Source organism: Actinomycetospora flava, assembly GCF_037400335.1.
Classification (GTDB): Bacteria; Actinomycetota; Actinomycetes; order Mycobacteriales; family Pseudonocardiaceae; genus Actinomycetospora; species Actinomycetospora flava.
The window spans coordinates 174,729-199,153 of sequence record NZ_JBBEGM010000008.1 but is presented as its reverse complement, the minus strand read 5'-3'; the positions used below and the strand labels follow the sequence as shown (position 1 = coordinate 199,153).

General features: G+C 72.3%; 28 protein-coding genes, 3 tRNA genes and 1 pseudogene. 16 read left to right on the top strand and 16 right to left on the bottom strand.

The genetic code is table 11. The annotated features are described in order from the left end of the window. The first annotated feature begins 20 nt into the window (after window positions 1-20). Window positions 21-194, top strand: coding sequence for a CsbD family protein (locus tag WCD58_RS19780; protein WP_337704778.1), 174 nt, complete (start codon window positions 21-23; stop codon window positions 192-194). Between the two features lie 76 nt (window positions 195-270). On the opposite strand, the gene WCD58_RS19775 is transcribed toward WCD58_RS19780, so the two are convergent. Next, window positions 271-555 (bottom strand): hypothetical protein, encoded by a 285-nt coding sequence (locus WCD58_RS19775; protein WP_337704777.1) that lies wholly within the window; start codon window positions 553-555, stop codon window positions 271-273. Between the two features lie 231 nt (window positions 556-786). Here WCD58_RS19775 and WCD58_RS19770 point away from each other — a divergent pair, with 231 nt between their 5' ends. Next, window positions 787-1,125, top strand: a complete 339-nt coding sequence (locus tag WCD58_RS19770; RefSeq protein ID WP_337704776.1) for a hypothetical protein — start codon at window positions 787-789, stop codon at window positions 1,123-1,125. On the opposite strand, the gene WCD58_RS19765 is transcribed toward WCD58_RS19770, so the two are convergent. From WCD58_RS19765 to WCD58_RS19750, 4 genes are all read right to left on the bottom strand, one after another. Next, entirely contained in the window at window positions 1,126-1,470 is a 345-nt protein-coding gene (locus tag WCD58_RS19765; protein WP_337704775.1) for a VOC family protein, read from the bottom strand. It abuts the gene before it with no gap. Next, window positions 1,467-1,826 carry a VOC family protein gene (locus WCD58_RS19760; RefSeq protein ID WP_337704774.1) on the bottom strand — a complete coding sequence of 120 codons (360 nt, stop codon included), beginning with the start codon at window positions 1,824-1,826 and terminating at the stop codon, window positions 1,467-1,469. Before WCD58_RS19760 ends, WCD58_RS19765 begins: the two co-directional genes overlap by 4 nt. A 44-nt stretch (window positions 1,827-1,870) precedes the next feature. After that, window positions 1,871-2,431, bottom strand: a complete 561-nt coding sequence (locus WCD58_RS19755; protein WP_337704773.1) for a dihydrofolate reductase family protein — start codon at window positions 2,429-2,431, stop codon at window positions 1,871-1,873. A 145-nt stretch (window positions 2,432-2,576) separates the two neighbouring features. Continuing rightward, window positions 2,577-3,563, bottom strand: a complete 987-nt coding sequence (locus WCD58_RS19750; protein ID WP_337704772.1) for a redoxin family protein — start codon at window positions 3,561-3,563, stop codon at window positions 2,577-2,579. Between the two features lie 177 nt (window positions 3,564-3,740). Between WCD58_RS19750 and WCD58_RS19745 the strand changes: the two genes are divergently transcribed. Then, window positions 3,741-5,261 (top strand): GMC family oxidoreductase, encoded by a 1,521-nt coding sequence (locus tag WCD58_RS19745; protein ID WP_337704771.1) that lies wholly within the window; start codon window positions 3,741-3,743, stop codon window positions 5,259-5,261. A gap of 8 nt (window positions 5,262-5,269) precedes the next feature. Beyond that, entirely contained in the window at window positions 5,270-6,124 is an 855-nt protein-coding gene (locus WCD58_RS19740) for an SDR family NAD(P)-dependent oxidoreductase (RefSeq protein ID WP_337704770.1), read from the top strand. Between the two features lie 71 nt (window positions 6,125-6,195). On the opposite strand, the gene WCD58_RS19735 is transcribed toward WCD58_RS19740, so the two are convergent. After that, a tRNA-Arg gene (locus tag WCD58_RS19735) sits at window positions 6,196-6,268 on the bottom strand. A gap of 44 nt (window positions 6,269-6,312) precedes the next feature. Then, window positions 6,313-6,402, bottom strand: a tRNA-Ser gene (locus WCD58_RS19730). A 157-nt stretch (window positions 6,403-6,559) separates the two neighbouring features. Between WCD58_RS19730 and WCD58_RS19725 the strand changes: the two genes are divergently transcribed. Continuing rightward, the gene (locus WCD58_RS19725) at window positions 6,560-7,591 is read left to right on the top strand and encodes a zinc-dependent alcohol dehydrogenase family protein (RefSeq protein WP_337704769.1); all 1,032 of its coding nucleotides are present in this window, start codon (window positions 6,560-6,562) and stop codon (window positions 7,589-7,591) included. A gap of 62 nt (window positions 7,592-7,653) precedes the next feature. Here the strand turns inward: WCD58_RS19725 and WCD58_RS19720 are convergent, their stop codons facing one another. Next, a complete protein-coding gene (locus WCD58_RS19720; protein ID WP_337704768.1) occupies window positions 7,654-9,405 on the bottom strand; it encodes a phosphatidylglycerol lysyltransferase domain-containing protein in 1,752 nt (583 codons plus the stop codon). A gap of 24 nt (window positions 9,406-9,429) precedes the next feature. After that, entirely contained in the window at window positions 9,430-10,182 is a 753-nt protein-coding gene (locus WCD58_RS19715) for a dienelactone hydrolase family protein (protein ID WP_337704767.1), read from the bottom strand. 98 nt (window positions 10,183-10,280) lie between these two features. Between WCD58_RS19715 and hisC the strand changes: the two genes are divergently transcribed. Continuing rightward, entirely contained in the window at window positions 10,281-11,333 is a 1,053-nt protein-coding gene (hisC, locus tag WCD58_RS19710) for a histidinol-phosphate transaminase (RefSeq protein ID WP_337704766.1), read from the top strand. Window positions 11,334-11,407: 74 nt separating this feature from the next. Here the strand turns inward: hisC and WCD58_RS19705 are convergent. Beyond that, window positions 11,408-12,370: pseudogene (locus tag WCD58_RS19705) on the bottom strand (acyltransferase family protein); the annotation flags it as partial. Between the two features lie 64 nt (window positions 12,371-12,434). Continuing rightward, window positions 12,435-13,157 carry a DUF1990 family protein gene (locus WCD58_RS19700; RefSeq protein WP_337704765.1) on the bottom strand — a complete coding sequence of 241 codons (723 nt, stop codon included), beginning with the start codon at window positions 13,155-13,157 and terminating at the stop codon, window positions 12,435-12,437. Window positions 13,158-13,222: 65 nt separating this feature from the next. On the opposite strand from WCD58_RS19700, the gene WCD58_RS19695 reads away from it, so the two are divergent. The 7 genes from WCD58_RS19695 to WCD58_RS19665 all read left to right on the top strand — a co-directional run bounded on the left by WCD58_RS19695 (window position 13,223) and on the right by WCD58_RS19665 (window position 17,659). After that, on the top strand, window positions 13,223-13,903 hold the full coding sequence (locus WCD58_RS19695; RefSeq protein ID WP_337704764.1) for a DUF1990 family protein: 681 nt from the start codon (window positions 13,223-13,225) through the stop codon (window positions 13,901-13,903). Between the two features lie 875 nt (window positions 13,904-14,778). Beyond that, complete coding sequence (locus WCD58_RS19690) at window positions 14,779-15,636, top strand: helix-turn-helix domain-containing protein (RefSeq protein ID WP_337704763.1); 858 nt, start codon at window positions 14,779-14,781, stop codon at window positions 15,634-15,636. Window position 15,637: 1 nt separating this feature from the next. Further along, the gene (locus tag WCD58_RS19685; protein ID WP_337704762.1) at window positions 15,638-15,886 is read left to right on the top strand and encodes a DUF397 domain-containing protein; all 249 of its coding nucleotides are present in this window, start codon (window positions 15,638-15,640) and stop codon (window positions 15,884-15,886) included. Continuing rightward, window positions 15,883-16,101 carry a hypothetical protein gene (locus WCD58_RS19680; protein WP_337704761.1) on the top strand — a complete coding sequence of 73 codons (219 nt, stop codon included), beginning with the start codon at window positions 15,883-15,885 and terminating at the stop codon, window positions 16,099-16,101. The genes WCD58_RS19685 and WCD58_RS19680 overlap by 4 nt, the downstream gene beginning before the upstream one ends. 67 nt (window positions 16,102-16,168) lie before the next feature. Next, complete coding sequence (locus tag WCD58_RS19675) at window positions 16,169-17,008, top strand: low temperature requirement protein A (RefSeq protein WP_337704760.1); 840 nt, start codon at window positions 16,169-16,171, stop codon at window positions 17,006-17,008. Further along, on the top strand, window positions 16,936-17,379 hold the full coding sequence (locus WCD58_RS19670) for a low temperature requirement protein A (protein ID WP_337704759.1): 444 nt from the start codon (window positions 16,936-16,938) through the stop codon (window positions 17,377-17,379). The genes WCD58_RS19675 and WCD58_RS19670 overlap by 73 nt, the downstream gene beginning before the upstream one ends. 46 nt (window positions 17,380-17,425) lie before the next feature. Continuing rightward, window positions 17,426-17,659 (top strand): hypothetical protein, encoded by a 234-nt coding sequence (locus WCD58_RS19665; protein ID WP_337704758.1) that lies wholly within the window; start codon window positions 17,426-17,428, stop codon window positions 17,657-17,659. A 451-nt stretch (window positions 17,660-18,110) separates the two neighbouring features. Here WCD58_RS19665 and WCD58_RS19660 read toward each other — a convergent pair whose 3' ends face one another. The 4 genes from WCD58_RS19660 to WCD58_RS19645 all read right to left on the bottom strand — a co-directional run bounded on the left by WCD58_RS19660 (window position 18,111) and on the right by WCD58_RS19645 (window position 20,118). Then, window positions 18,111-18,308 carry a hypothetical protein gene (locus WCD58_RS19660; protein ID WP_337704757.1) on the bottom strand — a complete coding sequence of 66 codons (198 nt, stop codon included), beginning with the start codon at window positions 18,306-18,308 and terminating at the stop codon, window positions 18,111-18,113. A 22-nt stretch (window positions 18,309-18,330) separates the two neighbouring features. Next, window positions 18,331-19,131: an ANTAR domain-containing protein gene (locus tag WCD58_RS19655; protein ID WP_337704756.1), complete on the bottom strand. Its 801-nt coding sequence runs from the start codon at window positions 19,129-19,131 to the stop codon at window positions 18,331-18,333. Between the two features lie 413 nt (window positions 19,132-19,544). Beyond that, window positions 19,545-19,629 (bottom strand) — tRNA-Ser (locus tag WCD58_RS19650). A gap of 21 nt (window positions 19,630-19,650) precedes the next feature. After that, window positions 19,651-20,118, bottom strand: coding sequence for a MarR family winged helix-turn-helix transcriptional regulator (locus tag WCD58_RS19645; RefSeq protein ID WP_337704755.1), 468 nt, complete (start codon window positions 20,116-20,118; stop codon window positions 19,651-19,653). 79 nt (window positions 20,119-20,197) lie between these two features. Between WCD58_RS19645 and WCD58_RS19640 the strand changes: the two genes are divergently transcribed. Next, entirely contained in the window at window positions 20,198-21,208 is a 1,011-nt protein-coding gene (locus WCD58_RS19640) for an NAD(P)H-quinone oxidoreductase (RefSeq protein ID WP_337704754.1), read from the top strand. Window positions 21,209-21,490: 282 nt separating this feature from the next. Here the strand turns inward: WCD58_RS19640 and WCD58_RS19635 are convergent, their stop codons facing one another. Next, the gene (locus WCD58_RS19635; RefSeq protein WP_337704753.1) at window positions 21,491-22,708 is read right to left on the bottom strand and encodes a cysteine desulfurase-like protein; all 1,218 of its coding nucleotides are present in this window, start codon (window positions 22,706-22,708) and stop codon (window positions 21,491-21,493) included. Between the two features lie 110 nt (window positions 22,709-22,818). Between WCD58_RS19635 and WCD58_RS19630 the strand changes: the two genes are divergently transcribed. Continuing rightward, entirely contained in the window at window positions 22,819-23,382 is a 564-nt protein-coding gene (locus WCD58_RS19630) for a bacterial proteasome activator family protein (protein WP_337704752.1), read from the top strand. Window positions 23,383-23,474: 92 nt separating this feature from the next. Then, the gene (gene wzm / locus WCD58_RS19625) at window positions 23,475-24,413 is read left to right on the top strand and encodes a galactan export ABC transporter permease subunit Wzm/RfbD (RefSeq protein WP_337704751.1); all 939 of its coding nucleotides are present in this window, start codon (window positions 23,475-23,477) and stop codon (window positions 24,411-24,413) included. Window positions 24,414-24,425 lie beyond the last annotated feature (12 nt).

Here is a 24,425-nt window from a genome sequence, read left to right as displayed (position 1 = left end):
TGATCGGGTAGGCCCCGGACATGGGTGCCGACGACAAGATCGACAACAAGACCGACAAGCTCAAGGGCAAGGTCAAGGAGGCCGCCGGCACGGCGCAGGGCGACGAGGAACTGCGCCACGAGGGCAAGGCCGACCAGACCAAGGGCGACATCAAGCAGGCGGGCGAGAAGATCAAGGACGCGTTCAAGTCCTGACGATCGTCAGCCGCGCGGAAGCGACCCCGGGGATCCCAGAGGTCCTCGGGGTCGCTGTGTGTCCGGAGCCGTGCGGCTAGTACCCCCGCGACTCCCGACGGCCGGCGAACGCGTAGACGGGCGTGCCGTCCGCGTCGCGCCGGTCGAGCCGGTGCACGGCGAAGACGTTGACCCCGGGGATCGACCCGCCGAAGATCTCGGTGACCTGCTGGCGCGGGCCGGCCTCGACGAGCACCAGGTACTCCTCGGGCAGCGTGGCGCCCTCGATGATCGCCAGGTCGTGGTCGCCCCGGCAGGGGCCGTCGGCGAGCCGGATGCGCACCGGGTTCTCCCCTCGTCTCGTCGGCAGGGCCGGGATCATCGTGACACGTCGCGCTCGGATGAGCGGATCGTCCGGGCCCGCTCTTTGCAGCTGTACTTGCACATGCAAGGATGATCGCCGCCGGTCATGCCCCCCGTGATCGGCACCGGACCCGGTCGGTGTCCCCCCGCCGGCCGGGTCCTCCCCCTCTCGCACCGTCCCGATGACGATTGGGTCGGTGCCGCAGCGGACACACTGTCTTCAGGGTTCCGATCGACGATGAGAGCGGACGTGCACAAGGACGAGGCGGCGGCGAGGCTCGCGCGGCAGGCGTCGGAGGCGCTCGCCGAGCTGCTCGAGCACAACCGTGCCCACCCGACGGGCCCGGACCGGTTCGACTGGTCCAGCGACGCCCTCGACGAGCTGGCCCGCGCGGTCGTCACGATCGGCGAGATCGTGGAGCGCAGCACCGCCCGCTCGCTCGCCGAGGACGACGATCCCGAGGAGATTCTCGAGGCCACCCGCGATCTCGCGACGGCCATCGTGCGCCGCCGCAACTCCCTGCTCGCCGAGAACGCCGCCGTGCGCCTGCGCCGCGCCCGCCTCGCCCCGGTGCGTCGCGCCGGCTGACTACGCGGTCGCCCCGCCGAACCCGATCTCGTTGCCGTCGGGGTCGCGGTAGACGACCTTGCGGACGCCGCCCGGGTAGTCCTCGTGACGCTGCGGATCGACGCCCCGGCCGGCGGCGCCCGCCACCGTCGCGTCGAGGTCCTCCGGGAACAGGGTCACCTCGCCGTGGCCGGCGTGTTCCGGGTGCTGCTTGATGTAGAGCCACCGCTGCTCACCGAGCTGCCAGACGGCCTCGGTGTCGGAGGCGAGGAAGGCGGGCTCGGCGCCGAGCAGGCGCCCGTACCAGGCCCGCGACGCCTCGTAGTCGCCGACGAAGAGCCCGGCGAACAGCTCCGGCCCGCTCACGACGCCGGCGCCCAGAGCCCGACGCGGGTGCCGTCGGGGTCGAGGACCACGGCCATCGTGCCCATGCCCGGGACGTCCCACGGCTCGACGGCCGTCGTCGCGCCGAGCCCGAGAGCCCGCGCGAGGGCGGTCGGCACGTCGTCGACGATGAAGTAGGTGACCATGCCGACCGGGTGCCGGTTGCCGTCCCCGGCCTGGCCGACGCCGCCCGGCAGCCGCTCCGGCCCCGGCGCGACGACGCCGTAGTCGATCTCCTCGACGACGTCGAAGGGCCACCCGAAGAGCTCACCGTAGAACGCCCGCGACCGCGCGGCGTCGGTGGCGGTGATGTCGACCCAGGCTGCCGGACGTGTCATCCGCCGATTCTGTTTCAGGACTACTCAGTAGCGCAAGGGGACGGTCAGCGCACGATCTCGTACTGCAACGCGACCATCCCGTTGCCGTAGCGGCGCTCGGCGTCCAGACGCAGGTCGAGGCGCAGGTCGGGCGGCAGGATCGCGAGGCCGCCGCCGATCACCACCGGGCACAGGAGGAGGTGCAGCCGGTCGACGACGCCGACGCGCATCGCGTGGCCCGCGAGCGTCGGACCGTCGACGTAGAGGTCGGCGTCGGTACCGCGCTTGATCTCCTCGACGTCCGGGGCCTCGAAGCGGCGCTCGAGGCGGGTGCGCCGGGTGCTCACCTCCGCGAGCGTGGACGAGTAGACGACCTTGTCCGCCGACTGCCAGACCTTCGCGAACTCCGCCGACTCCGGTGACTGCGCGGCGGCCTCGGGGTCGTTCTCCCAGCCGACCATCATCTCGTAGATCCGGCGCCCGTAGAGGTAGGTGCCGACGGTCCGCGACTCGGCGTTGATGTCGGCCAGCACCTCCTCGTCCGGCACCGCCCAGCTGAAGTCGCCGTCGGCGTCGGCCATGTAGCCGTCGAGCGAGCCGATGGCCGAGAAGATCAGACGTCCCACGCGCCGCCTCCGTCGTCCGCAAGTGCTTGCATTCCAGGATCAGTGGGCGGAGTGTCGCGGATGTCCGATCACGCGTCAACGCGATGGCTCGCCGGTGCCCGGCTGGGCTGGTGGAGGGCGGGCAGCGGGTCCGCCCACCGCGCTCCTAGCCGAAGGTGAGGACGTAGGCCTCGGCGCCGGGGGCGAGGAAGACGACCTCGACGACGCGGTCGGCGACCGCGCCCGGCACCCGGATCAGCTGGTGGAGCCGGGGCTCGGCCAGCACGCCGCGCCCGTCGGCGTCGACGTCCAGACCGTGGGCGTCGCCGGGCGGCTCGCCGTCCAGCAGGACGCGGAAGGGGACCGGAGCTCCGCGCGGCGCCATCACCAGGTGGACGTCGCGGGCCTGGAAGCGCACGACGAGGCGGCCCTGCGCGCCGTCGAGGACGCTGGCGCGGCGCTCGACGATCCATGGCCCCACCAGCGCCCAGTGCCGGCGGCGCAGGTACTCGGGGAGGATGTAGTGGCGGACCCGGTCCATGGCGACGCCGCCGGGCGAGGCGAACCGTTCGGTGCGCTCGGCACCGAGGTAGGTCTCCGGCGACTCCAGGTGGTCCCAGTCGGCCTGGACCTCGAGACCGGCCGGGGTGACCGCGGTCAGGTCGTCGCCCGGCAGCGGGTGACCGGCCTCCTCGAGCAGGTGCCGCACGACACGCTCGGTCCGCTCGTAGTCGCCCTCGCCGAACTGGTGGTGGCGCAGCCGTCCCTCGGCGTCGGCGATGTAGATCGCGGGCCAGTAGTGGTTGGCGAACGCGCGCCACACCGCGTAGCGGTCGTCGAGGGCGATCGGGTGGTCGACGTCGAGCGCCGCCGCCGCCCGCGCCACGTTCGCGGGCTCGACCTCGAACGGGAACTCGGGGGTGTGGACGCCGATCACCACGAGCCCGTGGTCGCGGTAGCGCCGGGCCCAGGCGCGCACGTAGGAGAGCGTGCGGAGCCAGTTGATGCAGGTGTAGGTCCAGAACTCGACGAGCACGACCTTCCCGCGCAGGTCCTCGGCGGTCAGCGGCGGGGAGTGCAGCCAGCCGGTGGCGCCGTCGAGGGCGGGCAGCACGCCCTCGACGGGAAGCTCCGCGACGCCCGAGCGGCTCACGCGATCACCCCCGGCGATCGGGACCGCGGCCACTTTCCGCGGAACCCCGGAGAGTACGCCCGGGATCAGCCCCGGGGGAATCGTCGACCTCGGGCGGGAGCGGGCGTTCGTGCCTTGACCACCGGCGTCCGGGAGCTAACGTCGCCGTCACCTGACCGTGGCGGCGGGAGGCCGGAGATGACGTACGACCTCGTGATCGTCGGTGGTGGCTCGGCCGGCTGCGTGCTGGCGAACCGCCTCAGCGCCGACGGGGACCGGTCGGTGCTGGTGATCGAGGCCGGGCCGGACTACCTCTCGCAGGCGGAGCTCCCCGAGGACATCGCGGGCGCCGCCTACGCACCGCAGACCCACGACTGGGGCTACACCGCCGAGCCGGACGCGTTCGGCAACGCGGTCGCCGTGCCCCGCGGCAAGGTGATCGGCGGTTCGTCGTCGACGAACTACTGCTTCGCCATGCGCGCGCGTCCGGCCGACCACGCGGCGTGGGTCGACCGCGGGAACCCCGGCTGGGGCTACGACGACGTCCTGCCGGACTACCGCGCGATGGAGCGCTTCGCCCACGGCGCCGACGAGTTCCACGGCCGCACCGGCGTCTACCGGATCACCCGCGACAGCTGGCCGGACCTCGCCCCGACGGCGGCGGCGAGCGCGAAGGCCGCGGCCGCACTCGGCTATCCGGAGGTGGACGACGTCAACGCGCCGGGCCCGCCCGGCTTCAGCCTGGCCCCGCTCAGCGCCGTGGACGGCATCCGCCAGAGCACGGCGCTGGCCTACCTCAACCCGGTCCGGGATCGCGGGAACCTGCAGGTCCGCGGCGGCGAGGAGGTGGATCGGGTCCTCGTCGACGGCGACCGCGCGGTCGGTGTCCGGCTCCGGTCCGGCGAGGAGATCGCGGCCCGCGCCGTGGTCCTCGCGGCCGGGACCTACAACACCCCGGCGATCCTGATGCGCTCCGGGATCGGACCGGCGGGCCACCTGGCCGCGCTCGGCATCGACGTGGTCCGCGACCTGCCCGGCGTCGGGCAGAACCTCACCGAGCACCCCGTGATGTGGAACATCCACGCCGCGCGCCCGCCGGACACCGCGGGCGCGGCGATGTTCCAGACGGCGCTCAGCGTCCGCCACGACCCGGCCGACCCGGACTACGACCTGCACGTGCTGCCGACCGCGGCGGTACCGACCGCGGCGCTGCCGGAGGCGTTCGTCCCGCCGGTCAGCGAGCACCCGACCGGCTGGGACATGATCTTCTTCGTGGCCTGCGTGCAGCCGCGCTCGCGCGGGACCGTGCGCCTGCGCTCGACGGACCCGGCCGATGCGCCGATCATCGACCTGGGTCTCTACACGCACCCGGATGACGCGCCGCGGGTCGCCGAGGCGGTCCGGATCGCGCGCCGACTCGCCGCGACCCCGCCGCTGTCCGAGCTGCTCGTCGGGGAGCGTGCGCCCGGCCCGGACGTCGGCGACGACGACCTCGCCGACGCGGTGCGCCGCGCGCCGTCGCACTACAACCACGCCTGCGGGACCGCCCGGATGGGCCCGGCGACCGACCCGCAGGCCGTGGTCGGCAGCGACTGCCGGGTGCACGGGACGAGCGGGCTCGCGGTCGTCGACGCCTCGGTGATGCCGACGATCCCCCGTGTGCCGACCAACCCGACCACGATCCTCGTCGCCGAACGCGCGGCGAAGCTGCTGCGCTAGGAGATCGCGTGGATTCGCCGGCGGACAACCCCCGCGCCCTGCCCGTCGCCGTGATCGTCGGCGCGACCTCGAAGTGGCAGCCCGACGGGCCGAACACGCGGCTGGTCCACGGCCGCGACCTGGGGGAGGACCTGCCGACCGGGAGTCGATGGGGGCTCGGCGGGGCGCTGGCCCAGCGGTTCGCGCGCGAGGGCCACCACGTCGTCCTGACGACCCGTCGGCGCGCCAACGCCGAGGCGCTCGCCGCGACCATCGACCACGACGGCGGTTCCTGCTCGGTCGTCGAACTGGACCTCGGGTCGACGGAGTCGGTCGCCGACGCGTTCGCCGCGATCCGCACGCGGGCGGGCGATCCGGAGGTGCTGATCTACAACGCCGGCTACATGGCGGGCCGCGACCTGCCCGAGGACCGGGAGCTCCTCGAGCACTTCCCGAACGAGCTCTTCGAGGAGGCCGTGGCGACCGCGTGCCGCGGTCCCTTCCTGGCGGTCAAGGAGGTCCTGCCCGCGATGCGGCAGCGGGGGTCGGGCTCGATCCTGTTCTCCAACAACCAGTACTCGCTGCGGGGGCGCAAGCGGTCGACCGGCCAGTCGCTCTACTACCCGCGAACGATGATGCGGGCGCTCGCCCAGGCCCTCACCGAGGAGTACTCCGAGCACGGCATCCACGTCGCCAACGTCGTCGTGGACGGCTTCATCGACTCACCCGGAACGCGGGCGCTCCCCGCCCTGCAGGAGCGTCCGGAGCTGCTGATCGACCCGGTGAGCATCGCCGACGCGTTCCACTACCTGCACCGGCAGGACCGGTCGTGCTGGACACACGAGCTCCAGCTCACCGCGGCCGCGGGGCCCGTCAGCGCCTGAGCTGCCACACGGACCCGAGACAAAGGGGCCGCAGCGAACGCTGCGACCCCTCTGAGCTGCCTCGACCGGCGCGCGCCCGAAGGGATTCGAACCCCTAACCTTCTGATCCGTAGTCAGATGCTCTATCCGTTGAGCTACGGGCGCAGTCTGTGGTTGTCCAAGCCTCGACCCTGTCCGGACCGCGGCCGCGGAGGCTCCGGGATTTGAACCCGGGAGGGAGCCGAACTCCCAACCGCATTAGCAGTGCGGCGCCATAGACCAGACTAGGCGAAGCCTCCCGAGGTCCCCCTGGGGCCTCCGTCGGGAAACAGTACACAACGCCGCCGAGCCGGTTCCCGACCACCCCCGCCTCCGCGTGACGTGTGCACGTCGGCGCATGCGTGCCCGGGCCACGGGTAGCCCATGACCGAACCCGCCACGAGGAGGACACCCGCCGTGAAGGCGACCCTGATCTACGGAGCCGGAGACATCCGCGTCGAGGACGTCCCGGACCCGACGCTGCAGAGCTCCACCGACGCCATCGTGCGGATCACGCACTCCTGCATCTGCGGCAGCGACCTGTGGCCCTACAAGAGCCGCGAGCAGACCGAGCAGGGCGACCGCATCGGCCACGAGTTCATCGGCGTGGTCGAGGAGACCGGCTCGGACGTCGGCCGCATCCAGAAGGGCGACCTGGTCGTCGCCCCGTTCTTCTACGCCGACGGCACGTGCGAGTACTGCCGGGCCGGCCTGACCAGCGCCTGCCCGAACGGCAGCGCCTGGGGCGCCGAGACCGACGGCGGCCAGGGCGAGGCCGCGCGCGTGCCGTTCGCGGACGCCGTGCTGATGAAGCTCACGGTGCCGCACGACTCCGCGCTCATGCCGAGCCTGCTGACCCTGTCCGACGTGTTCGGCACCGGCCACCACGCCGCCGTGTCCGCGCAGGTCGGGCCGGGCAAGGACGTCGCGGTGATCGGCGACGGCGCCGTCGGGCTGCTCGCCGTGCTGGCCGCCAAGCGGCTCGGCGCCGAGCGGATCGTGCTCATGGGCCGGCACAAGGACCGCACCGACCTCGGACGCGAGTTCGGCGCCACCGACGTGGTCTCCGAGCGCGGCGAGGAGGGCGAGCAGAAGGTCCGCGACCTCCTCGGCACCGACGGCGTGCACTCGGCGATCGAGGCCGTGGGCTACGAGCAGTCGCTGACCTCGGCGATCAACCTCACCAAGCCCGGCGGCCACGTCGGGATCGTCGGCGTGCCCCAGAGCGGCGAGCTGCCGAACCTGGCCCAGAAGTTCTTCAAGAACGTCACCGTCGCCGGCGGCATCGCCCCGACCCAGGCGAACATGTACGAGCTGCTGCCCGACGTGCTCGACGGCCAGATCGAGCCGGGCAAGGTCTTCGACCGCGAGATCCCGCTCGCGGAGACCCCGAGCGGCTACCAGGCGATGAACGACCGCGACGCCCTCAAGGTGCTCGTGCGGCCCTGAGCGCACGGTGCGAGGGACGCCCTGGCTGCTCCTGACGCAGCGAGGGAGTCCCTCGCCCGACCTCAGGTCCGGCGCAGGAACCGCAGCAGCGCCGGCGGGCGGCCGCCGTAGCCTTCGGCCTCGAAGGCGGCGACCGCGATGCGGGGCAGGTCGCGGACGGCGTCGAAGACGAGGTACCGCGGCACCCAGGCCGGGCCGAAGCGGGCGTTGAACCGGTAGAGCGTCTCGATCTGCCACCACCGCGACGCCGTGCGCAGCAGGCGCGCCCACAGCCGCGCCACCGGGCCCGCGCCGATCTTCTCGCCGCGTTCCAACGCCGAGCGGAACACCGCGAAGTTGAGCGACACCCGGTCGACGCCGAGGCCCCGGCAGGCGCCGAGGAGGTCCGCGATGAGGAGCTCGTTGAGCCCGTTGTCGGGCACCGCGGGGTCGCGGATCATGAGGTCCAGCGACAGCCCGTCGGTGCCCCACGGTACGAACTGCAGCAGTCCGCGCACCTGCTCCTCGGCGGTGGCGACCACGAGCACGCCCTCGGGATCGGACTCGCCGTCCGCGACCCGCGAGAGCGCCATCGAGAACCCGCGCTCGGCGGGCCCGCCCCGCCAGCGCGAAACGAGATCACGCAGCGACGCGAGCTCCTCGGCGGGCACATCGCGCACGCGCCGCACGGTCGTCTCGTAGCCCGCCCGCTTGATCCGCGAGACGGCCTGGCGCACGGTGCGCATCGAGCGCCCCTGCAGCGAGAAGGTGGCGACGTCGACGACGGCCTCGTCGCCCAGCTCCAGCGCGTCCAGCCCGCCCTCGCGCAGCCAGACGCGGGCGCCGGCCTCCGAGCACCCGAGCACCGCGGGCACCCAGCCGTGGCGGCGGCACTCGCCGAGGAACTCGGTGATCGCCCCGGGCCAGGCCTCGAGGTCGCCGAGCGGGTCGCCCGACGCCAGCGCCACCCCGGCCACGACGCGGTAGGCCACCGCCGCCTTGCCCGACGACGAGAACACCACCGACTTGTCCCGGCGCAGCGCGAAGTACCCGAGGGAGTCGGCCTTGCCGTGACGGGCGAGCAGCTCCCGGATCGATTCCCCGTCGGACTCGCTGAGCATCGGGCGCGGTTCCGCGGAGCGCAGCAGGAAGTAGCCGCCGAGCACGAGCGCGGCGATGCCGAAGGACAGGCCGAGGACGGCGGTCAGGTCGTCGAACCACCCGGCCCGGAACTGCACGGGTCCGCTCACGCCGACGAGCGAGAGCAGCGCCTGGAGGAGCTTGTCCTCCACGCTCGGGCTCCCCGCCAGCAGCGACGGGCGCACGAGCAGCAGCAGGGAGACGGTGACGAAGCCGCCGAGCAGCATCTGGACCACGACGCGCACGGCGGCCAGGCGCCCGACGGGGTCGGGCAGCGCGGTGAACTCGCGGCGCGTGAGCAGCAGGCCGGCGAGCAGGACCGCGACGACGATCGTCGGCACCAGGGCGTGCCGCCCGACGATGTGCGAGACGATCAGCAGCACGCACGCGACGACGGCGAGCTGCCACGCCCGCCGTTTGCGCCGCCGCAGGCCGGTGGCCAGCATCATCAGCCCGACGCCGAGGGTCGCGACGACGACCGCGCCGACCAGCGTGGCCTCGGGTGGCAGCCCGAACCACGTCGCCGGCTGGAGCCGCCGGCGCAGCAGCGGCGTGAGGAGCGAGAGGACGGTCAGCAGGCCGGCGACGCGCGCGGCCCACGTCAGCACCCGGGCGACACGCCGGCCCCGGAACCGGGCGAAGCGACCCTCGACGGCGGCCGTCGTGGGGCGATCCGCCCGCACCCCCGCGGTCATGTGTCCTCCGGCAGCGTCCGCGCGTCAGCGCAGATGGGTATCCAACCAGTTGAGTACCCTGCTGCGCGCCTCCATCTTGGTCGCCTCGTCGGAGTTCCCCTCGTCCAGGGGATCCGGCTGGTCCGCGGCGCGCTCGTCGGCGTCGAACCGGTGCTCGCGCGAGGGGTAGACGACGACGTCGACCACCCGGCCCGAGGCGTGGGCGGCCTCGCGGAGGCGATCGACGTCCGCGGGGTCGACCGGGTCGCCGCGCTCGCCGTAGAGCCCGAGCCACGGGCAGGTGAGCTCGCCGACGACGTCGACCAGCGCCGGCAGCCCCGCCGACAGCGACCGGGAGACGCCGGCCGCGGACACCGTCACGACGGCGCCGAGGGAGCGCTGGGCGGCGACCACGAGCGCGGCGGTGGCGCCGAGGTCGAACCCGACGACGCCCATGCGGTCGGAGCTGACGCCGCGGTCGGCGAGCATCCCGAACGCGGCGTCGGAGTCCGCGAGCACCGACTCACCGGAGATCTTGGCGACGGCGCGGTCGACGGCCTCCTCGTCGCCGGTCTGCTCGTCGATGCCGGGGTCGTCGCGGTGGTAGAGGTGGGGCGCGACGGCGAGCCATCCCTCCCCCGCGAGGGCCTGGACGATGGCCTGGGTGCGGGACGTGACACCCCGCGACTCGTGGAGGACCACGACGCCACCGCGCACCGCCCCGTCCGGCTCGGCGATCGTCACCCGCAGTTGGGTCTCGTCGACCAGAGGGATGGTCTCGGTGTGGGTCCCCGTCATGCGTTCAGCCTTCCACGTCGGAGGCCGGACGTGCCCGGCGCCCGGGCGATCACGGCCGTCGGGACGAGGCACGACACCAGGCGTTTACCGTGGTGACCGTGCCCGTGCGCCTGCGTGACGACCTCGCCGCCCTCCCCACCTACGTCGCCGGTCGCACCGTGCCGGGGGCCGTGAAGCTCGCGAGCAACGAGATGCCGCTGCCGCCCCTGCCCGCGGTGCTCTCCGCGATCCAGCGGGCCGTCGAGGCGGGCAACCGCTACCCCGACATCGCCGTGACGACGCTCACCGCACGCCTGGCCGAGCACCACGGCGTCGACCCGTCGCGCATCGCCGTCGGCACCGGGTCGGTGGCCCTGTGCGGGCAGCTGGTGCAGTCGGTCTGCGCGCCCGGCGACGAGGTCGTCTTCGCGTGGCGGTCGTTCGAGGCCTACCCGATCGTCGCGCTCGCGGGCCACGCGCAGGCCGTGCGGGTGCCGCTCACCGCGGGCCACGTCCACGACCTCGACGCGATGGCGGACGCGATCACCGAGCGGACGCGCCTGGTGTTCGTCTGCAACCCGAACAACCCGACCGGCACCGCCGTCGACGAGACCGCGCTGCGCGCCTTCCTCGAGCGCGTCCCGGGCGACGTCCTCGTGGTGCTCGACGAGGCCTACCGCGAGTTCGTCACCGACCCGGCCGTGCCCGACGGGCTCGCCCTCGCCGAGGAGTACGACAACATCTGCGTGCTCCGGACCTTCTCGAAGGCCCACCGGCTCGCCGGGCTGCGCGTCGGCTACGCCGTCGGACCGGCCGAGCTCGCCGCCGCGCTGCGCGGGGTCGCGGTGCCGTTCGGGGTCTCGTCGGCGGCGCAGGCGGGCGCGCTCGCCGCGCTCGACCACCTCGACGAGCTGCTCGCCGACTGCGCGGGCGCGGTCTCCGAGGTCGCGCGGATGGCCTCCGAGCTGCGCGCCATGGGGTACGAGGTGCCGCCGTCGCAGACCAACTTCGTCTGGCTCCCGCTGGGGGAGCGGGCGCTGGAGTTCTCCGAGCACGCACTCGAGAACAAGGTCGTCGTGCGCGCGTTCGCCGGCGACGGCGTGCGGGTGAGCGCCGGCACGCCCGAGGAGGTCGACCTCTTCCTCGCGGCGGCGGGCTCGTTCTCGCGCTGACCCTGCTGGTTCTGGCTCGGCCGGCGCACCAGCCACCGGTGCGCCGGGCGCTCGACCGCCACCGTCAGCAGCCACCCGAGCAGCACCGCCGCGGCGACGACGGCGACGAGCCGCGGCCAGCCGTCGATCCCGAAGCGGTGCAGCAGGCCCCAGGCGACGAAGTAGCCGATCTGCTGGTTCATCAGGTAGATGCCGTAGGAGATCCCGGCCAGCCATGTGATCACGCGCGGCAGCGGGCCGACCCGCAGCACGCTCCAGTCGCGGCCGGCCGCCGCAGCCGCGATCCCGAGCACGGCGAGCGCCAGGACGAGCACCGAGGGCAGGTCCGGGGTGTGCAGGTCCTCGGCGGCCAGGCCCGCGAGCACGAGCGCGGCGAGGTGGACGACGTGGATGCGCCCGCGGGACCACAGCCACACCGCGAGCCCGATCCCGAACATCTGCCAGCGGAACATCACGAGGCCGTGGAAGGCCTGGCTGAGCACGCCGTCGGCCTCGCCGAGCAGCAGGATCAGCGCCGGGGTGACGATGATCCCCCAGGCCAGCGCGGGCAGCGTCCAGCTCCGGCGCCAGAACCCGCGACCCAGCCACGCGGCGGCCACGGCGGCGAGGGTGAACATCGCCAGCTGGGCGGGCAGCGTCCAGTAGGAGTGGTCGATGTACGTGACGCGGGAGTCCCAGCCCTGCACGAGCAGGAGGTTGCCGATGAGGTCGACGCCGCTGGGCCGCCAGTAGCCGTACTGCGAGGCGTAGAGCGTCAGCAGGTAGGTCACGAGCACCGCGACGACGTACGCGGGCAGCAGCCGGGCGAGGCGGTCGACCCACCAGCGCCCGGAAGGGCGCGTCGCGAGGGTCCGGCAGACGAAGAACGCCGAGATGACCATCAGCGTGTTCGCCCCGGCCTGGATCGGCCAGACGAACGGCATCCGCGGCATCCACGGCATCACGCCGATCACCGAGTAGGTGGCGTGCTGGAGGACCACGCTGGCGACCGCGACCACACGGACGACGTCCCAGCTCAGCTGCCGTGTTCTGTTCACCGGCCGCGGAAGCTACGAACGGTTCCTGTGAGGAGGCTGAGACGAGGCCACGGCGGGCCTGAGCTCATCGGCCGTCCAGCTCACGCGCCGGTACCCGGCGGGTGATCTCCCGCACGTGACCCTCCCGGCGGCCCTCGAGCAGGGCCACGGCGCCGAGGCAGAACTGCACCCACAGGCCCGCCTGGACCTCCCGGCCGACGCCCAGCCGCCCGTAGAGGAGCTCCGCCGCGCGGTCCCCCGCACGGGACCACACCTCGATCGTGAAGTCGACGACCCCCTCCCCCGCGTCGACGGCCCGGAACTCGATCTCCCCGGCCTCGAGGTGGCCGTCGAGGGTGCCGAGGCGGAACGACGTCTCGGTGCGGACCAGCACGCGCACCGGCCCGTCCCACGGCGCCGGCATGTACACGCGGTACTCGTCGCCGACGAGCATCCGCCCGGGCTCGCCGCGCTCGCGCGCGAAGGTCACGACGTGCGGCGGGGCACCGCGGTCGAGGTCGCGGGACAGGACCCCGATCACGTCGGCGGCACCCCGGCGCGTGTCGGCGGCGCGCACCGTGAACGTCCGGTGGAACAGCGGCCCGTGGCCGTGCGCGATCGTCTTGGTGCGCTCGTCGACCAGCGCCAGCGGCCAGGGGGCGGGGAGGTCGGTGCCGTCGCCGTCCTCGTGGTGGCGGTCGAGGATCGGCAGGCTCCGCAGGTGCCGCCCGGCCATGATCAGGGCGCCCCAGCCGCGCCGCAGGCGTCCGAGCGGTGGGCGGCGGGTGAAGAGAGGACGTGGCGACATGGTGGAGCGGGTAGCCGCCCGGCGATGACAGCATGCCCACCGTCCCGACGACCGAGAGGCACCGCGTGAGGTTCACGGCCCACCCCGACCCGGAGGGCTTTCTGGGCGAGATGGCCTCGTACGGGATCAACTACGACCCCGCGCAGACCGAGGGCCGCGGCTGGCACCACGACCGCGTGCGTCAGCTCCTCGGGGAGGAGGAGCCGGGCGAGCCCGTGCCCGGCGGCCCCTTCGAGCTGGCGTGCCGGATGGTGCACGACTACGAGTTCGCCGACCCGTCGATCATGCGCGCCTACTTCCACGGCGACGCCCCGCTCGTCGGGCGGGACATGCTGCTCGAGGGCCGCTTCCTCGTCCTGCGCTTCCCCATGGGCGTGCGGGTGGACGTCGAGGTCGACGAGGTCCGCGAGCGCGCCGACCGCACCCGCGAGCGCTCCTGGGGCTGGAGCTACCGCACCCTCGAGCACCACCTGGAGCGCGGGCGGCTGCTCTACGAGGTGGTCAAGAACCTCGACACCGGCCGTGTCGAGTTCGTCATCACCGGCGTCTCCAGCCGCGCCCGCATCCCCAACCCGGTCATCGCCATGGGCTTCGGGGTGTTCGGGCGCTGGACCCAGACCCGCTTCTACCGTGCCGCAGGCAAGCGCCTGGCCCGCCTCGTCGCCGAGGTGTCCGCGGGCCAGCGGAAACGCCCCGAACCGCGGCGGATCGGTCCCGGCGACATCGTGATCGCGCCCACGGACTGAGTGCGTCGACGGCACCGGGGTCGGAACGACGCTGTTCCGACCCCGGCCACTCACAGTGCTCCGACGACGACGATCAGACCCACCACGAACAACGCGACCACAGCGGCCACGAGGACGGGGAGGATCAACCGCCACATCATCAGGGCGAGGATCCCTACGACCGCCGCAGCGGCCCCCGGGTCCTGTTGAACGGCACGGGCGAACTCAGCTCCAGCTGACACGGCGCACTCCACGGCATGCGAACCAGCCCCGGGATCCCGACGACCCCGGGGAGAGGACGGACCAGCCGTCCGAGGTCCGCCCAGCTGACGCAGTCCGTCGAGGGTTCTGGAACGAATCCGACTACTCGACCGAGCACGTATGGAGTACTACCGTCTCTGCGGTGTTCCCTGGGTCTCCACGCCGGGGCACGGCTGGCGTCGCGAGACGCCGGCCTCACCGCGTGACGGTGTGCTGAGCAGACCTTCAACGCGGATGCGGAGTGCCGCGGCCGATGCATGCAGGCAGCGGTCGCGGCGCTCCGTAGTGAACGAGTTCGCCCGTACCACGCGGCGACGACGAACCCCTCGATTCGACGATGGGCCTCCCCTCCGCGGCGCGCCCGTCACAGAGAGGCGTCGTATGACTCGGTAGAGTCATCCGCGCTTCCAGCATCGTGTGAAGTCGTCGTCTGGGCAAGTGACCGAGCGCGGCAATTGCCTCCGAACGCAGTTGCACCGATTCAGGAGCGCGCTCCCAACTAGTCCGGCTACTGACCAGCAGCGACGCGCCGAGACGTACCCGCTGATGGCAGGGCTCCGAGTCATCTGTCACACTCCGCGCACCTTCGGCACGTGCCGGAGGCACGTGCCAGACCCACTGACGGACGGCCTACCGTGCCCGAGCGAGCCTCCGCGACGCTGCGTCGCAAAGAGCTGGGCCGACGGCTGCGTGCGCTACGAGTCCAGAAGAACCTCGCCGCACAGGACGTGGCGACGTTCCTCGAGTGCTCGCCGGCCAAAGTCAGCCGGATCGAGAGCGGTGCTCGGGCGGTCAACATCCGAGACGTCAGACTGCTCTGCGATTTGTACGAGGTAGAGCCCGAGGCCAGGGCGCGCCTCGAAGAGCTCGTACGTGACAGCAAGCAGAGTTCTTGGTATCAGTCCTTGGACGTCGATTACGGTACCTACATCGGCCTTGAGCAATCGGCAGCAACGATCAGCGAGTTTCAGCCGTTGCTCGTTCCGGGACTGATGCAGACCCGAGAGTATGCGACAGCGTTGATCGAAGCCCTGGTACCTGAACTCCCGGCCGCGGTGCTCGAAGAGCGCGTCGACGCACGCATGGGCCGGCAAGGCATTCTCAAGCGCGACGACCCACCCGAGGTTCATCTCTTCATCGACGAGCTCGCGTTCGGAAGAGTGATCGGTAGCCCCGAGGTGATGGCAGAGCAGACCGAGGCCCTCGTGGAGGCGTCCCGCTCACCTGCTGTGCACATCCAGATCATTCCGACCTCGGCGGGCGCCTATCCAGGCTACCCTTTCACGTTCGCGCTTCTCGAGTTTCCCAATGACGAGATCCCTCCGGTGGCCTACCTGGAGCAACACGAAGGCGACCTCTACCTGGAGCGCCGCGAAGACATCGCTCGATTCCGGCGAGTACTGAACTCCCTTCGGTCGGTTGGACTCTCCCCGAAAGAGTCCAGGAATCGACTGGAGAGCCATCACAACCGTTTCAAGACAGGAGTGATCTGACATGTCTCTGACACCAGCACAGATTCAGGGAATCTCTTGGGTCAAGGCCCGATCGAGCGCGAACAATGGCGCCTGCGTCGAGGTAGCGAGTGTCGGAGAGTTTATCGCCGTCCACGACTCCAAAGAGCCCGACGGACCAGCCCTGACCTACACTCCTCGCGAGTGGGAAGCTTTCCTTGACGGCGTCAAGAAGGGCGAGTTCGACCATTTCGCCTGCGGCGGCCCCGCCGCAGAGCGCGAGGCCATATGAACCCCGACAAGGTTGTCATCCGACGCCTCTGGGTGCTGATCAGCGTCCTTTTCTCGATCATTGCGGGGATGGTCGGTGGCATCCTGGCCGCCGCGACTGGTTCTACCGTTGCTCAAGCCTTCGTGGCAGGAGCGGCGACGTTCGCGGGCTCGGTTGCCGTGACCCTCGGGCTCTTGTCGGCCCTCGGTCTCCTCAAGGACACCGAACCGCGCTGAGCATTGCGTTGCCTCCGTGTGAAGTCTCGGCCACTCTGACCCCGCTGATCCACGGGCTGGGGGAGAGATGAGCGAGACGAGCTCGCCGGTGGCGCGCCGGCCGTGGCACCGGCTGATGAGGCCGCACGACCCCGAGCAGCACCACCGGTCGGCGACACCCCTCGAGCTGCTGTTCGACCTGGCGTTCGTGGTGGCCATCGCCCGCGCCGCGGTCGAGATGCACCACGCGATCGCCGAGGACCACGTCGCCCAGGGCATCCTCACGTACCTGGTGGTGTTCTTCGCCATCTGGTGGGCGTGGATGAACTTCACGTGGTTCGCGTCGGCGTACGACTGCGACGACGTGCTCTACCGCGTGCTGACGATCGTGCAGATGGCCGGCGTCCTGGTGCTCGCCGTCGGCATCCCGGCGGTGTTCCGCGACTTCGACATCACGCTCGTCGTCGTCGGCTACGTGATCATGCGTGTGCCGCTGGTCCTCCAGTGGCTGCGCGCCGCGCGCGAGGACCCGGAGCGGTCCGCCACGTGCCGCACCTACGCGCTCGGCATCACCGTCGTGCAGATCCTGTGGATCGGGCTGGTCTTCGTGCCGGTGCCCTGGGTGTTCGCCGGGCTGGCGGTCCTCGTCGCCGCGGAGCTCGCGATCCCGATCTACGCCGAGTCCCGCGGCCTGCCGACGACCTGGCACGCCGAGCACATCGAGGAGCGCTACGGCCTGCTGACGCTCATCGTGCTCGGCGAGGTCATCCTCGGGGTCACCAACGCGATCGCGGGCGCGTTCTCACCGGGTTCTCGCTGTCGCTGCTCGCGCTCGCGGTGGGCGGGCTCCTGCTGGTGTTCGGCCTCTGGTGGACGTACTTCCTGGGCGGCGACAGCGCCGGCTTCAGCGGCCTGCGCGTCGCCCTGACCTGGGGCTACGGCCACTACTTCGTGTTCGGCGCGATCGCGGCCCTCGGCGCGGGGCTCGAGGTCGCCGTCGACGCCGCGGAGCACGTCGCGCACGTCGGCGAGATCGCGGCGTCGCTGTCGGTGGCGATCCCGGTCGCGATCGTGCTCCTCGCGCTCGCGACCCTGCGGGCGCTGGTGTGGTCGCGCGAGACCCGCAACTGGCCGCTGATCGCGACGCTGGTCGTGCTGCTGCTCGGGTGCGGCTTCCTCGCCGGCGTCGTCGGCGTCGGGGTGTCGGTGCTGCTCATGGGCCTCGTGCTCGCCGCGGGCGTCACCACGTTCCTCGCGCTCGCGTCCCGACGGGTGGAGCGGACCGCCGCGGTGTCGTGAGGTCCGGTTGCGGGCACTCAGCCTGCACCCCCGGAGGGAGGCGCGGATGTCCGCGGACGACGGTGACGAGGCGGGCGACGAGGGCCGGCTCGGCGAGGCGGTCGACGACGCCATGAAGAAGGAGGTGTGGCGCGCGCTCGCGCCGCAGTTCCAGCACCTCACCTTCGAGAGCCGGCGCCTGCAGCCCCCGCGCGACCGCACCGAGATCGACGACATCCTCGACAGCATCCGCGAGCAGCACCCGCGCCCGGACGACGAGGACGAGCCGCCGCAGCAGTAAGGGGACGACGGAGGGCGTGCTCCGCGTCATTCACCGGGCGATCGAGGCGGGCAGTTCCGGTCTTTCTGCGTGGAGCGGGCAATCGGGTTCGACGAATGCGACGTCCGCCGCACCGGTGCGGTACGCCGCATTGGCGAGAACGGAGCACCGGCAGCCGCGCCGCACCGCATTCTGCGACCCCGGGGGTGGATCACCCCCGTCCTCGCTGTCCCCCACTCGGATCTCCACGGACGACCGGATGCCTGCAACGTCGAGGTGAGGGGCGTGCGCCGACGGCACACGCCCCTCTCAGCCCCGACAGCCGACTGTTCTGTCAATCAGACCGAACAGGACCGAGGCGATGGTCCACCCGACGATTCGGCCTGGTCAACGGATCGGTCCGGGATTCGACGACGAATTCGCGGCACGCGGACGAGTAGCGATCGCACTGTTCGAGGGACGCACTTCCGCGTCAGCGCTTCGTGGCGTCCTCGTCACGGATCTCGCCGAGGATGCCGTCGACGACCACCGCGACCGGCTGGTCGAGCACGCACGCCTCGTCCATCACCAGGCCGTAGGCGTCGTGGGCGCTGACGGCGTGGCGGGCCATGAGGAGGCCGGCGGCCTCGTCGATGCGGTGGGCGTTCCTGCTCGAGGAGTCGGTGTTCATCGGTGTGTCTCCTCCCCGCGGCTCACGGCACCGGCCAGGTCGTCGGGTCGGCGTGGGGGCGTGGCCGGGGCACGGTGACGACGTCCACATCGGTGACGGTGCGCCGGACAGGCGGGGCGTCGGTGACGCCGCACTGCTCGTCGACCCAGCGGGCGACGTCGGCGAGCCGGAGGTTGGTCTCCTGGGAGGCGCTGACGAGGCGGGCGAACGCCGCGCCTTGGTCGAGCTGGAAGCGCTCCATGAGCACGCCCTTGGCGCGCCCGATGACGTCGCGGCGGGCGAGCGCCGCGGTGAGCTGCTCGGCGTGGTCGGCGGCCAGGAGCAGCATGCCCATGCCGAGGGCGAGCAGCCCGCCGACGCGACGCTCGTCGGGCCCGAAGGCGCCGGGCGCCTGGCTGTACAGGTTGAGGGCCGCCCGCGGGACGCCCCCGACCTCCATGCCCAGCGAGAGCATCGCCCGCCAGCCGGCGTCGAGGGCGTGGCCCGAGAACTCCGGCCACCGGGCGCGGTCCCGCCCGGCGAAGTCGGCGACCACGACGACGCCGTCGGCGGACTCGCGGGACAGGACCGCGCGCGCCGGTGACCGGTCGAGCTCGGCCTGCCGTGCGTCGAGGGGGCCGACAAGGGGCGCAGGGGCCGCGGCCACCGCGGCGCGGTAGCGGTCGTCGGCCAGGGTCAGCCCGGCGCGGCCGGCGGCGGGTGTCGCCGCGAGGGCGGTCGACACGATGCGCGCGAGGGCGGTGCCGTGATCGCGGACGGCGTCGCGATCGTGGAGGTCGGCGTGGATGTGGCGCAGGTGTGCGACGAGGGTGTCAGCGGTCATGGTGCGACCGTCTCCGTCCGCGGGAGCGGTGGAGGACGCGTCATGGGGACGCGCGTCCGGGGCAGAAGCGAGGCGACATGCGCTGCGTTCTGCCTCTCGCCGTGGCCCGGCGATCGAGGACGCACATGAGGAAACGATCTGTCGAGGCGCCGATCCCGATTCTCCGTGCGCCTCACCGAGGGATTGCTGTGGACCACTGACGAACACTTTGTCCGAACAGCGATGACTTCACTGTCCTCCGCGGCGGGGTCTCCGGTCAAGCATTTCGGACCGGTGTCGCCGCGTTCCTGGCCACGGGCGTGTGGTCGACGGCCGGCGCGGTGGGCTGCCGGGTCGCGCGCGGCTGCTGCCGACGAGCGCCCTCACGTCCGCCGGGGCGTGCCGTGCATTTCCTCCGCACCGGCTCTCACCTGCGGAAGCGGGGGGATTCGAACCCCCGGTCACTCTCGTGACGTCCGCTTTCAAGGCGGATGCAATCGGCCGCTCTGCCACGCTTCCGCGCGTCAGGGTAGGCGCCGGTCAGGAGTCGGCGCGCAGCTTGGTCGCGACGCGCTCGAACACGTCGCCGATGACCTTGCGCTCGTGCTCGTCGAGCAGGTCGACGAAGTGGGCACGCACGCCCTCGAGGTGGTCGGGCGCTGCGCGCTGGAGCACGTCGAAGCCGTGGTCGGTGAGGACCGCGAAGACACCCCGCCCGTCGGAGGGGCAGAGCTCGCGGCGCACGAGATCGTTCACCTCGAGGCGGGACACCTGGTGCGAGAGCCGCGACTTGGAGGCGACGACCTCCTCGGCGAGCAGGCTCATCCGCATCCGGTGATCGTCCTGCTCGGAGAGGCGCACGAGGATCTCGTAGTCGGCCAGCGAGAGACCGTGGGTGTCGGACAGCTCGCGGTTGAGCCGGCCCGCGAGAAGGGCCTGACCCGCGATGTAGTTCCGCCACGCGTGCCACTCGACGGGGTCGAGCCAGCGCGGCTCCTGCTCGGCCATCACCCCACGATAGTGCCGCATCACGTACTCGCGGTACGAAACGCGCGGGCGCCGGCCGCCGCCGATACCGTGCGGCGCCGTGTACGCCATCAGCATCCGCGAGTCCGGCGGCCCCGAGGTCCTCGAGTGGGTCGAGCATCCCGACCCGGAGCCCGGGCCCGGTGAGGTCGTCGTCGACGTCGTCGCGACGGCGGTGAACCGCGCCGACGTGATGCAGCGCCAGGGCATGTACCCGCCGCCGCCTGGCGCGTCGGACGTGCCGGGGCTGGAGTGCTCGGGACGGATCGCGGCGCTCGGGCCCGACGTCTCCGGGTGGTCCGTCGGTGACGAGGTGTGCGCGCTGCTGGCCGGTGGCGGCTACGCCGAGAAGGTCGTCGTCCCGGCACCCCAGCTCCTGCCGGTGCCGGCGGGCGTCTCGCTGGTCGACGCGGGCGGGCTGCCCGAGGTCGCGTGCACGGTGTGGTCGAACCTCGCGATGACCGGGCACCTCGGCGCCGGCGAGACGGTGCTCGTGCACGGCGGGTCCGGGGGGATCGGGACCCACGCGATCCAGGTCGGCAAGGCGATGGGCGCGCGCGTGCTGGCGACGGCGGGCTCGCCCGAGCGCCTGCAGACCTGCCTCGACCTCGGCGCCGACGTCGCCATCGACTACCACGACGACCTGCCCACCGAGGTCGCGAGCGCCACGGACGACCGGGGCGTCGACGTCATCCTCGACAACATGGGCGGCTCGACGCTCAAGGCGAACCTCGCGTCGCTGGCGATGGGCGGCCGGCTCGTGATCATCGGCCTCATGGGCGGGCCGAAGACCGAGATCAACCTGGCCACGCTGCTCACCCGGCGCCTCAGCGTCGGCGCCACGAACCTGCGCGGGCGTCCGGTCGAGGGTCCCGACGGCAAGGGCGCGATCGTCGCCGCGGTGCGCGAGGACCTGTGGCCGCTCGTCGAACAGGGCGCGGTCCGGCCCGTGGTGGACCGGTACGTCCCGGTCGCCGAGGCGTCCCGTGCGCACGCGGCGCTCGACGAGGGCGGCGTCGTCGGGAAGCTCGTGCTCGTCGTGCGCGACGAGGACGGGGTGCTGGGCGGCTGAGCGGTCCGCGCGAGATCAGCAGGCCGATAGGCACCTTTGCGGTGCCCCTGCGGGTGCTTTTCGGCCTGGTGATTTCCGGTGGCGGGTGTCGCGCGAGATCACGGGCGTCCTCATCCACCTCGGAGCATCTCGGAGGTGCATGACGTCGCTCGTGATCTCCAACTGCCGCCCCGGGCGTCCTGCGCGCGTCCCCGTGTGCGCCGGCCACGGCGTGTCGCGCATCGAGGTGGTGGCGATCCTGACGTTCAACGTCAGCGTGGCCGCCACGCTGACACGGGGAGGTCAGAGGCGGGCGAGGGCGCTGACGAGCGTGTCGATCTCCTGGCGTGTCGTGTAGTGCGCGAGACCCACGCGCACGACGCCGCCGACCTCCGCCCCGCCGAGGACTTCGAGCGCGCCGCTGTCGCCGGTGTCGGTGACGACGCAGACGCCGTGCTCGGCGACGCGTTCGGCGACCTCGCGGGCGGTGCGCCCGGCGACCGTGAAGGCGACGACGGGGATCCGGCGCGGGGGCTCGCCGATGACCATGACGCCGGGCAGGAAGCGCAGCTCCGAGACGAGGTACGCGGTGAGCTCGTCCTGGTGGCTGCGGACCGAGCTCATCGAGGTGAGCACGCGGTCCCGGCGGGGGCCGTCGGCGTTGTCGTCGAGGTCGGCGAGGTAGTCGATCGACGCGACGAGCCCGGCGAGCAGGGCGTACGGGGCGTCGCCGATCTCCAGGCGCTCGGGCCCCTTCGCCGACGCGTCGAGGGAGGCCGCGGGCAGGCGGTCGAGCAGCTCGGGGTTGCGGAACACCAGCGCCCCGACCGGCGGCCCGCCCCAGGCGCTCGCGGAGAGCACCATGATGTCGGCGCCCATGGTGTCGAGGTCGAGCGGCAGGAAGGGCGCGGCGGCGGTGGCGTCGACGACCATCAGCGGCTCGATGCCCGCGCCGTACTGCGGCAGCGCGTGCACCTTGCGGGCGATGGCCGCGACCTCGGTGCGCGTGCCGATCGCCGGGCACGCGGCGGTGACGGTGACGACGCGGGTGCGGTCGCCGAGCAGCTCGTCGAACTGCCAGCTGGGCAGCTCGCAGGTCTCGACGTCGATCTCGGCGGTGACCAGCCGCCCGCCGGAGCGCTGGGCGGCGCGCCCCCACGGCGCGACGTTCGCGGAGTCGTCCAGGCGGGACACGACGACCTCGTCGCCGAGAGCCCAGTCGGCGCTCAGGGCGTCGGCGAGACGCTCGAGCAGCGGTGCGGGGCCGGGGCCGAGCACGACGCCCTTGGGGTCGGCGCCCACGAGGTCGGCGACCGCGCGCCGCGCGGCCTCGATGATGGCGCCGCCGCGCTGCGAGGCCGGGAAGACCCCGCCCGGGCGCGAGACCGGCGCGCGCAGCGCCGAGGAGACCGCCGTGGCGACCTGCTCGGGCACCTGCATGCCCGTCGGCCCGTCGAGGTGCGCCCACCCGTCACCCAGGGCGGGCACCAGGCCGCGGACCCTAGCGACGTCGAACGCCATGCCCGCGAGGGTACGGAGCGACACGCCGGGCAGCGACGGCGGTCAGCTCAGGTGACGGCGGCAGGCGGTGGGCGGGCGCCGGACGGGCGCGCCGTACCGCCGGGTGGAGGATGGAGGACATGAGCGAGACGCCCAGCCCCGGTGACCAGGTCATGATCGTCGGGCCCGACGGCCAACCGGTCGGCACGGTCCGGGTCCCCGGCGACGGGACGAGCGACGCCGAGGCCCCCGCCACCACCGGCGAGGAGGCCGGCGACGACCCCTCCACCGGCGTCGAGGAGCCGGCGAAGGTCATGCGCATCGGCATGATGATCAAGCAGCTGCTCGAGGAGGTCCGCGGCACCGACCTCGACGACGCGAGCCGCGGCCGGCTGCGCGAGATCCACGCCTCGTCGCTGCGCGAGCTCGAGTCCGCGCTCTCGCCCGACCTGCGCGAGGAGCTGGAGCGTCTCGTCGAGCCGTTCTCCGCCGACGAGCCCCCGTCGGCGGGCGAGCTGCGGATCGCCCAGGCGCAGCTCGTGGGCTGGCTCGAGGGCCTGTTCCACGGCATCCAGACCGCGCTCGTGGCCCAGCAGATGGCGGCGAAGGTGCAGCTCGAGCAGATGCGCCGGGGGCTGCCGGCGGGGTCCGGCGGGGCCGGCAGCGGCCACGACACGACCGGCCAGTACCTCTGACCGAGACACGGGACGGCGGCGCCGGACGGGTCGGCCGGAGGGGCGAGCCGGTCCGCGAGGAGCGACCCCACGCGCAGGTAGGCTCACCGGTCGTGGCCGTCCCAGCACTCGCGCGCCAGGACGCCGAGGACCCGGCGCCCGTCGAGAACGCGCCCTCCCCGCGCAGCTGGGGGCGCGCGTTCGGGGACATCCGGGCCGGGATCGCGCAGCGCGAGCTGTGGGGCCACCTCGGCTGGCAGGACATCAAGCAGCGCTACCGCCGCTCGGTGATCGGGCCGCTCTGGATCACGATCAGCATGGCCGTCACCGCGGCGGCGCTCGGCGGCCTGTACTCGCAGCTGTTCGGCCAGCCCATCGGCACGTTCATGCCGTACGTGACCGTCGGCTTCATGATCTGGTACTTCATCAGCGCCTGCGTGCTGGAGGGCACCGAGACCTTCATCTCGAACGAGGGGCTCATCCGCTTCCTGCCCGCGCCGCTGATGATCTACGTGTTCCGCACGGTGTGGCGCCAGATCCTGTTCTTCGCCCACAACGTCGTCGTCTACGTCATCGTGCTGGCGATCTTCTTCCAGCAGCTCGACCAGCCGTACACGATGGTCCGCAACAACCCGCACGCGATCACGCACCCCGGCCTGAGCTGGTGGGCGCTGATGGCGATCCCGGCGTTCGTGCTGATCGTCGTCAACGGCCTGTGGGTGACGCTGCTGTTCGGCATCATCTCGGCGCGCTTCCGCGACATCCCGCCGGTGGTCGGCAGCTTCATGCAGCTGTTCTTCACGATGACGCCGATCATCTGGACCACCGACCTGCTGGCCGGCCCCGACGACGGCAGCCCCCGGGCGATCATCGCGATCCTCGCGAAGCTGAACCCCTTCTACCACTTCATCGAGATCTTCCGGGCCCCGCTCGTGGGCCAGGTGCAGAGCTGGACGCACTGGGCTGTCGCCGGCGGGATCACCGTCATCGGCTGGACGCTCGCGCTGATCGCCCTGCGCAACTACCGCTCCCGTGTGGCGTACTGGGTGTGAGCATGCCCGAGA

Coding starts and splice junctions, on each gene's coding strand:
- WCD58_RS19760 (WP_337704774.1), bottom strand. CDS start 1,826: ATGACACGTCCGGCAGCCTGGGTCGACATCACCGCCACCGACGCCGCG.
- WCD58_RS19715 (WP_337704767.1), bottom strand. CDS start 10,182: ATGACGGGGACCCACACCGAGACCATCCCTCTGGTCGACGAGACCCAA.
- WCD58_RS19665 (WP_337704758.1), top strand. CDS start 17,426: ATGTCCGCGGACGACGGTGACGAGGCGGGCGACGAGGGCCGGCTCGGC.
- WCD58_RS19775 (WP_337704777.1), bottom strand. CDS start 555: ATGATCCCGGCCCTGCCGACGAGACGAGGGGAGAACCCGGTGCGCATC.
- WCD58_RS19630 (WP_337704752.1), top strand. CDS start 22,819: ATGGAGGACATGAGCGAGACGCCCAGCCCCGGTGACCAGGTCATGATC.
- WCD58_RS19720 (WP_337704768.1), bottom strand. CDS start 9,405: ATGACCGCGGGGGTGCGGGCGGATCGCCCCACGACGGCCGCCGTCGAG.
- WCD58_RS19660 (WP_337704757.1), bottom strand. CDS start 18,308: ATGAACACCGACTCCTCGAGCAGGAACGCCCACCGCATCGACGAGGCC.
- WCD58_RS19655 (WP_337704756.1), bottom strand. CDS start 19,131: ATGACCGCTGACACCCTCGTCGCACACCTGCGCCACATCCACGCCGAC.
- WCD58_RS19745 (WP_337704771.1), top strand. CDS start 3,741: ATGACGTACGACCTCGTGATCGTCGGTGGTGGCTCGGCCGGCTGCGTG.
- WCD58_RS19680 (WP_337704761.1), top strand. CDS start 15,883: ATGAACCCCGACAAGGTTGTCATCCGACGCCTCTGGGTGCTGATCAGC.
- WCD58_RS19780 (WP_337704778.1), top strand. CDS start 21: ATGGGTGCCGACGACAAGATCGACAACAAGACCGACAAGCTCAAGGGC.
- WCD58_RS19700 (WP_337704765.1), bottom strand. CDS start 13,157: ATGTCGCCACGTCCTCTCTTCACCCGCCGCCCACCGCTCGGACGCCTG.
- WCD58_RS19645 (WP_337704755.1), bottom strand. CDS start 20,118: ATGGCCGAGCAGGAGCCGCGCTGGCTCGACCCCGTCGAGTGGCACGCG.
- WCD58_RS19685 (WP_337704762.1), top strand. CDS start 15,638: ATGTCTCTGACACCAGCACAGATTCAGGGAATCTCTTGGGTCAAGGCC.
- WCD58_RS19635 (WP_337704753.1), bottom strand. CDS start 22,708: ATGGCGTTCGACGTCGCTAGGGTCCGCGGCCTGGTGCCCGCCCTGGGT.
- WCD58_RS19675 (WP_337704760.1), top strand. CDS start 16,169: ATGAGCGAGACGAGCTCGCCGGTGGCGCGCCGGCCGTGGCACCGGCTG.